Source organism: Acinetobacter johnsonii CIP 64.6, from assembly GCF_000368045.1.
Lineage (GTDB): Bacteria > Pseudomonadota > Gammaproteobacteria > Pseudomonadales > Moraxellaceae > Acinetobacter > Acinetobacter johnsonii.
Window position 1 is genome coordinate 569936 of record NZ_KB849235.1, and the last position, 6942, is coordinate 576877.

Genomic DNA, 6942 nt, shown 5'->3' on the forward strand with positions numbered 1-6942 from the left:
AAATGAAAACATGGGAACAGTATTATATTGAGCAGTGCGTGACGCTGTCTGAGCCGTGGGATAAGAAATTAGGCTGGTGTATCTGGCATAGTTGTTTTGATTATTTGCATGGGTGTGCATGTGAGTATGCGGTTTTGAGTGGGGTGTGGAGTTAGTGAAGAAGGAAACATTTACTGTATTACTTGGTACTGCTGTAGGCATAGCGATCACAACCATACTTTCATTTTTTATTGTATGGATAGGTTTTCCTGTTGACACTCCGAGAGAATCATTTAAAGATGCATTGGGGTTTTCAGGTGGCCTTTTTGGTGGATTGACGACATTTGGTGCTGCAATAGTTGCAGCTCATCTATTTAATGACTGGAGGGATGAAAAAAACTATGATCTTGAAGCCTCCCTGCTTTACGGTGTGCTTGCAGATCTAAAACCTATATTTATAGAGCTCCATAAGATTAGATCAAACTCTGAAAACCTTAAAAAAATAGATTCGTATTTAATAATTAAAACTGACTACCTTGATCACACAAAAATTAATCTCTATGAAGCGGTAATTGGCTTGTATGCAAATATAAATGCCTACAGTAAGATAAAAAAAGACCCCACACTTATAGATTTTTATAACCTTTTCGATAAGCACCTATTTATATTGAATGACTTTTATATCGACTTATTTCATAAAAAATACAAAAGCTATTATACAAATGCGATTGCTGCACTTACTCAACATGATAACTCCAAACAATTGAGCTCTTACGATATTTTTAGACCGTACAGCGGCACTTTGTCAGAAATTCAAATAAATATAATGGAGATTCAAAATGTATTTAAACCAAATGCCCTTAGGGCATCTATTGGGGGTCAAACTCGCACAGTCACTTATGGTTGTGTTTTGGAAGAAACTATTAATTTACATAACAAAATTGAGAATTATTGTATTGATAGACTTGCGGTATCTAGCTAAATTAAATATAAAAACACCCCCACTTAAAGAGCCTTCACACATATCCCCACACTCACATTCGTCGAAATCGAATGAGCTGTGCAACCTGATAAAAGGATGCACAGCATATAATTCACTCAGGCCACGCCTCACTCAATCGTTCGACATCAATTGCGTGGCCATCTGCTTTTTCTGCCACGCCTCGATATTCTTCTGTGCACGCTTCGAGTAACTCGCTGTTGGTAATGGTGTACTCAATGATGGTTTGGCGGGGAGCTGTGGACAAACGTTTGTTTGCTTCACTGAGTTGCTTTGACAACCCACTAGCAGCCAAGTCAGCACTACGAGCGGCAGCATTCGCATCTTGTATTTTTTTAATCGCATTTTGTTCTACCTCAATATATTTATCCGACCAAGCCTTTTCAGTAATGGCTTTCTGTTCTTTGGCTTTTGTGATTGCAGTTTCATAAGGCGCAATTGCTTCCGAGACACGCACGTCACAATTCGCTTTTGCCTTATTCAGATCACCTGTCAGTGAATTAGATTGCCATGTTTGGAACACGGCATAAATCAAAAGCACAATGATTAAGGTCCAGCGCTTGTTATTCCATATCAGTAAAAGTATAGGCATCAGAATTCCTCCACTTCTAGCAAATCAACTGTTTGCCCCGCCAATCCATGATGGCAATCAGATAAGAACTGAATTTTTCCATCTGTGACAAACGAATGACATTGGCTAGGGTGGCCTTGATTCACCATTAAGCTTGGCCTAAATGTTGGTTTCTCTAAATTGCCATTAAAATCCCAACGAATTTTATGTTTTGGATCAACATGAAATGGATGCAAGGTTTTACAACCAGGGCATTCAATAAAATAAATACCGTTAGACTCAAGAAGCACATTGCTAACTTTTTTAAATTCACTCACCTACTGCGCTCCCATGCATTTGTCATATCGTGCTTGTTGTCGAGTCCAAACCCCATAACAATTATTGGAACGGATTGAACAATCGCGCTTTGCTGCATACTTCCACTTCAATAGCGACTTACAGGCTTGCACATAGTTGCGTGATTTTAAGTTTCGAAGCATGGAAGACTGCGACCATGCGCCAGTGCCAAACTGGTATGTGAAGTCCATATATAAGTCATACTCAGCTTGAGAAAGCGGAATACCAACAAGCGTTTTATTGAAAATCTTGGCATCCTTGTTCATGTGAAATTGTAGATATTCAGCGGCTTGTTTCTTGGTAATTGGTGGATCTGTGATTTTGACTGTTTTGCCGTTTGGATAGACCGTAGTGCCTGTACCAATAGTTGCTACTTTGACACTATCGTAATATGGCTTAAGTACAGTACCTTCACGGCTTTGCGTCCAAGCAACACCGCCCAAACTAATCACAGTTGCCATAGTTACAGCTATCTTGGTTTTATTCGACATTGCATTCATCCTTTGCTTTACGTAGCGCAATTTCATGAAGTTGATCTGCACGTTTGTTTTCTTGGCGCTTGTAGTACCAATTAATCAAGAAGCTCATAAAGCTCACTAATAAGCCTGCAATCGCTACTAACAAACCAATCGCTGTGATTGGATCTAAACCCAATAACTTCCCCGACAAGCCAGCAATTGATCCCCCTACTGCTGTTTTGGTTGAAATTGATGTAACTGCAGCACTCGCTTCAGCAATTGCTTGCCCTGTTGTTTCAGACATTTCGCCCCCTAAATTTTGGTAATAAAAAAGCACCCGAAGGTGCTATATGGTTGAAAATTTTAACTATCCGCAGTCGCTTGTGTGATTCGTTTTGAATAGTTCCACGAGGTCGGCTTCCACACATCCCGCGCAGCAACACGCACATAATATGTGGTCGTTGATTGCAAGCCAGTAATCGTGCAAGCATTTTCGGTACCCGTCCAACGTGCTGCCGTTGTATCAGGATCAAAGTTCGCATTGGTACTGATCCACACCTGGTAATCTTTCAGATCAGGCACTTCACTTGGAATCCAAGTCACTGTGATCGAATCTGCAGTTGCCGATGTGTACACGTTCAACAATTGAGGTGGCACTGGATTACTGATATTCAGCTCTGCAAAAGTGCTGACAATCGAACCGTTTTTACTTGCGACACGAACAGTATAAGCACGCTGAATACCGTCAATTTTTGCTTCATCCATGCTGTATGAATAATCGGTATTTGTCGTTTCAACTTCACGTAGCAATACACCACCTGACATGATTTGAACGATATACCCTGTGGCACCAGCTGCACTTTGCCATTGAGCTTTAAAGCTCATTGCTTCAAATGCGGACTGCAATGATAAACCTTTGACACCCGTAGGACGACCACCATTGATGGTGTAACTGTATGCCGTCACTTCATCTAAAGTTTCTTCTTTTTGCTCAAGTCCGTTGAAGCTTGTGAACTTCAGATAAATCTGTTTGTCGATCATATTTAGATTGAAGTCATATTCAAAAATGGCACGATCAATACGAACAAACGATTCACCGGCATTGTGTGAGCTTGCATCATCAAAACGGCCACGAAGCATGCTACTTAATGTATAACGCCCTGATCCATCCAAGGTTGCATCGATATAGTTGATATATTCATCACCGACTTTACACAGTGTTGCATCAACTTCAGCATCTTCAGCCGTACCACTGAACATCTGGCTGGATGTATTCAACTGAATCTGCATCTCGGTATCATCTGCATCAATGGCTGAAACTAATGTACCGTAACGCGCTGAACCATAAATGGTCCCGATCATTTCGTATGTTGTATTGTCCAAACTTGTCCAGACGTTACACCCACCCCAATTGATTCCACCTGACGCAGCGACCCAGATTTGATTTTTACCACCTGTCAATTCTAAAGGAGGCTCAAAAATTGCTGGTGCATTGACGTTGCCTGGTTCTTCATTGCCACCTTGGTACCCGTTTGATGATTGCAGATCATACTCAACTGCTGAACGTGACCCGACTGCCAGTTCTTCAGCGGTAATCGAAAGCACACCTTCTTCATCTTCTTCAACTCGTGTGATTCGAACAGGAAACTGATTTAATCCCAATGATTCATCTGTAATGGTCACAATGTCCATCGGCTCAAGTCGGCAGTATTTCCACCCCAATTCAAACTCATACTCATTTCGTACATAGAGTCGTCGCTGTAATAGCAATTGCACGGCATGACGGGCAATTTTCGGTTCGCAGAAAAAGTCAAATTTGACTGGATCTTGTGTACGCAGCCCAAACATTTCAATATTTGCTTGGTCCTTGGCTTCAACCGTTTCAGTGTTGTACTGGTTGAAGCGATTCGCGTATTCAATTTGGCAATGATTGTATGCATCTGTGTCACGGCTACGACGCACGCGAATTGGCTGATCTTCACCCAAGAAATCGTCATCAGTCAGGTGGTAAACTGGCTCAAGATTTGGCGTAAATGTCACGCCATTTCCTGTCACTGCACTGTCACCGTATGAACGGATTTTCAAACCATCTGGGCTTGGTACCACTGCACAATTCACAGCTTCCACAATTTCACTGATGATTTCAAATGCTTCACGCTGTTCAGTCAAAGCAGGACTGATCAACAAATTGGTGGCTGCACAATACGTCCGAAATTCGGATAAATCAGCCATGTTTAGACTTGGTGCTGCGCCATAACGTGGATTGGTGATGAAATCTTCAATCACGTCAGCTGGATTCGCATCATGAATCGTTTCTGAAAAGGTAATATCGCTGATCACTTCAAAATTATGATTCGATAATGCTGCACTACCACCCAAATCATAATTAGCACACGCCACATACCCAAGGAATGGATAATGCACCGCTTCATCTGGATGTTTTGATGCTAAATAACCCCAAACAGGATTATGGTCGCCATCAAACAATTCAAAGCCTAATTGCTCGATTGGTGTCTGAATTCGATATTCAATAATCGGTTTTAATGAATTAAATCCTTGTCGTTTATAACCAATAATAATCGGCATATTACCTGTGACGATCTGTTCTTTATCACGCCAGATAATGCCGATGTCTTTGATTTTGTTTTCACATAGACCAAGCATCAAAGATGCTGAATAGGTATATGTTGTGTTTTTGGTCTTAGTTTTACCACCTTTACCACCAGATTTAGTGGTCGTTGTATGGGCAGTAGATTTAAAATCACCATACCAAAACATATTGGCTGCAACGCGATTTTTGCCATACACCAATGGCTGTGTCAGACCGTATGCAGATTGCTGAATGCGCATCGAATTGATGCGCTTATCAGACGTACTGATCGTTGTGCTTCCAAATATTCCACCCATACTATTCTTTTAGCCTCTTCATACGATAAAAGCCCGCAATTCTGCGAGCTAGACTTCCTTTTGTGCCATCTTGGAGTATTACTCCTTGATGAATATAGGAGTGAATAATCGTAGGCCATTCAACGACAATTGCACCATGACTGATGCACTTGCCAAAATGATAAAGAACAATGTCACCAGGCTGTGGCTCATCGACTTCATAACACACTGATAAAACGTGCTCTAAATATCGTTGGCCAAGCTGGTGCATGTGCCAATCTGGTGGATATGGCCGCGGATCTAAGTGATCCATCAAGCCCACTTTTTCATAGACTTCACAGATCAAAGTGCCACAATCCACACCCACGCCTTTTACCCGCCCTTGATGATGGTATGGGGTGCCAAGCCAAGTTAGGGCTTCAGCAACAGCAAGATCGTTTTTCTGCATAGACTCACCTAAATTTTGGCAATAAAAAACCGCTTAAATGCGGCCTTTTACATCATCTTCGTTTCAGACAACAGCTTCGGCTTCGGGTTGTTTGTTGTGTGATTAAGATAATTTCATCAAGCCAGCTTTAATTAAAGATTTTTTCATTTCTCGCATTTCCTCTAGCACAGATTCAATATTTGTTGGAACTGCACTATCTGAAACATTTTCAGCGACAAATTCAGACTGTGATAGATATTTCTGTATACCTTTCACTCTTAAAACTGTTCCATGGCGCATTGGGCTGTCAGATGTGATTTTCGTTATATCGCTTGAAATTGGATTAAAAGAACTATCAAAATCTTGATACATCAGAAATTGGCCCAGCCCGCCTTGGTCTTGTGGCAGACCATCGGCATAGATTCGGTAATTGCCGTTTTCTAGCGCCATAACACAAGGTGCCTCAACTTTTTGCGAAACACTCCCCCATGACGCACTACCGTCTTTCAATATTGTATCAAAACCTGTCTTCAAGCTTGATGATGTGAAAATTGATAACCAGCGGTGTCCGACAGCTTCATCTTTAATAATAAAATGATATTTTGAGCCGATTTTGAACATGAAGCCGTCAATCCATGAATCAGAAGTTGATGTAGTTGCACTATTAAAAGCCCCTTGAATCTTAACACCATCAGACCAGCTTGACAGGTCATCATCTAACGCTGAAAAAATGTAAGGTTGAAATTTTTCAGCTCCAGATGACATATTTATCGAACCGATTATATGTACACTGCCGTCGCTGTCGACAAAAAATTCGGGCGCCCAGTTTTTAACGTTATCGAAACCGATTCGAGCAACGTTATACCAATGTATTAAGTCTCGTGACTTAATAATATTGAACTTTTCAGAGCTAATTGATTGACCGTAAGGTGTGTTTGTATGCACTACATACCACCAGCCATTTTTATGATGAATTATCGATGGGTCTCTAATTGTATGAAGATTATCAGGCACAAACTTTAAAAACTCTTTAAAATTAATACCATCTTTAGAGTATGCTAACAAAAGATTTTGACCAACATCATTATCACCGAAATACGATATTAAAAACCCTTCTTCATCAAACCATTTTACCGATGCTGTATTTTCAAATTCTTTAAAATCAGCATTATCAGACTTTGCTTTTCCACCTTTCAACACTACATAATCATCTAAACCATCATAGCCTTCGCTGACATTATGCACAGACTGGACACCGATTAAGCAGTCTTCTGTTGCTGTGTAG

At 40.8% G+C, this 6942-nt stretch carries 9 protein-coding genes; 2 read left to right on the plus strand and 7 right to left on the minus strand.

Features of this window, described 5'->3' with window-relative positions; translation table 11 throughout:
• The first annotated feature begins 2 nt into the window (after positions 1-2).
• Together F986_RS18235 and F986_RS08570 are read left to right on the plus strand one after the other, a co-directional pair.
• Positions 3-155: a hypothetical protein gene (locus F986_RS18235; protein WP_004694066.1), complete on the plus strand. Its 153-nt coding sequence runs from the start codon at positions 3-5 to the stop codon at positions 153-155.
• Positions 146-961, plus strand: a complete 816-nt coding sequence (locus F986_RS08570) for a hypothetical protein (RefSeq protein ID WP_004694068.1) — start codon at positions 146-148, stop codon at positions 959-961. The genes F986_RS18235 and F986_RS08570 overlap by 10 nt, the downstream gene beginning before the upstream one ends.
• Positions 962-1073: 112 nt before the next feature.
• Here the strand turns inward: F986_RS08570 and F986_RS08575 are convergent, their stop codons facing one another.
• The 7 genes from F986_RS08575 to F986_RS08605 all read right to left on the minus strand — a co-directional run.
• Positions 1074-1571 (minus strand): hypothetical protein, encoded by a 498-nt coding sequence (locus F986_RS08575; RefSeq protein WP_004694070.1) that lies wholly within the window; start codon positions 1569-1571, stop codon positions 1074-1076.
• Positions 1571-1867, minus strand: coding sequence for a ubiquitination-like system serine protease family protein (locus tag F986_RS08580; RefSeq protein WP_004694072.1), 297 nt, complete (start codon positions 1865-1867; stop codon positions 1571-1573). Before F986_RS08580 ends, F986_RS08575 begins: the two co-directional genes overlap by 1 nt.
• Positions 1868-2377: a lysozyme gene (locus F986_RS08585; protein WP_004694074.1), complete on the minus strand. Its 510-nt coding sequence runs from the start codon at positions 2375-2377 to the stop codon at positions 1868-1870.
• Complete coding sequence (locus F986_RS08590; RefSeq protein ID WP_004694076.1) at positions 2367-2648, minus strand: holin; 282 nt, start codon at positions 2646-2648, stop codon at positions 2367-2369. Before F986_RS08590 ends, F986_RS08585 begins: the two co-directional genes overlap by 11 nt.
• 59 nt (positions 2649-2707) lie before the next feature.
• Positions 2708-5251, minus strand: coding sequence for a phage tail protein (locus tag F986_RS08595; protein WP_004694078.1), 2544 nt, complete (start codon positions 5249-5251; stop codon positions 2708-2710).
• A gap of 1 nt (position 5252) precedes the next feature.
• Positions 5253-5678 (minus strand): NlpC/P60 family protein, encoded by a 426-nt coding sequence (locus tag F986_RS08600; RefSeq protein WP_004694080.1) that lies wholly within the window; start codon positions 5676-5678, stop codon positions 5253-5255.
• 102 nt (positions 5679-5780) lie between these two features.
• Positions 5781-6942, minus strand: a 1162-nt coding sequence (locus F986_RS08605) for a glycoside hydrolase family protein (RefSeq protein WP_004694082.1), incomplete at its 5' end; no start/stop codon positions are given.

Excerpts from the sequence above, each read along its gene's own strand:
- F986_RS08600 (WP_004694080.1), bottom strand. The coding sequence starts at position 5,678 with ATGCAGAAAAACGATCTTGCTGTTGCTGAAGCCCTAACTTGGCTTGGC.
- F986_RS08590 (WP_004694076.1), bottom strand. The coding sequence starts at position 2,648 with ATGTCTGAAACAACAGGGCAAGCAATTGCTGAAGCGAGTGCTGCAGTT.
- F986_RS08575 (WP_004694070.1), bottom strand. The coding sequence starts at position 1,571 with ATGCCTATACTTTTACTGATATGGAATAACAAGCGCTGGACCTTAATC.
- F986_RS08595 (WP_004694078.1), bottom strand. The coding sequence starts at position 5,251 with ATGGGTGGAATATTTGGAAGCACAACGATCAGTACGTCTGATAAGCGC.
- F986_RS08585 (WP_004694074.1), bottom strand. The coding sequence starts at position 2,377 with ATGTCGAATAAAACCAAGATAGCTGTAACTATGGCAACTGTGATTAGT.
- F986_RS18235 (WP_004694066.1), top strand. The coding sequence starts at position 3 with ATGAAAACATGGGAACAGTATTATATTGAGCAGTGCGTGACGCTGTCT.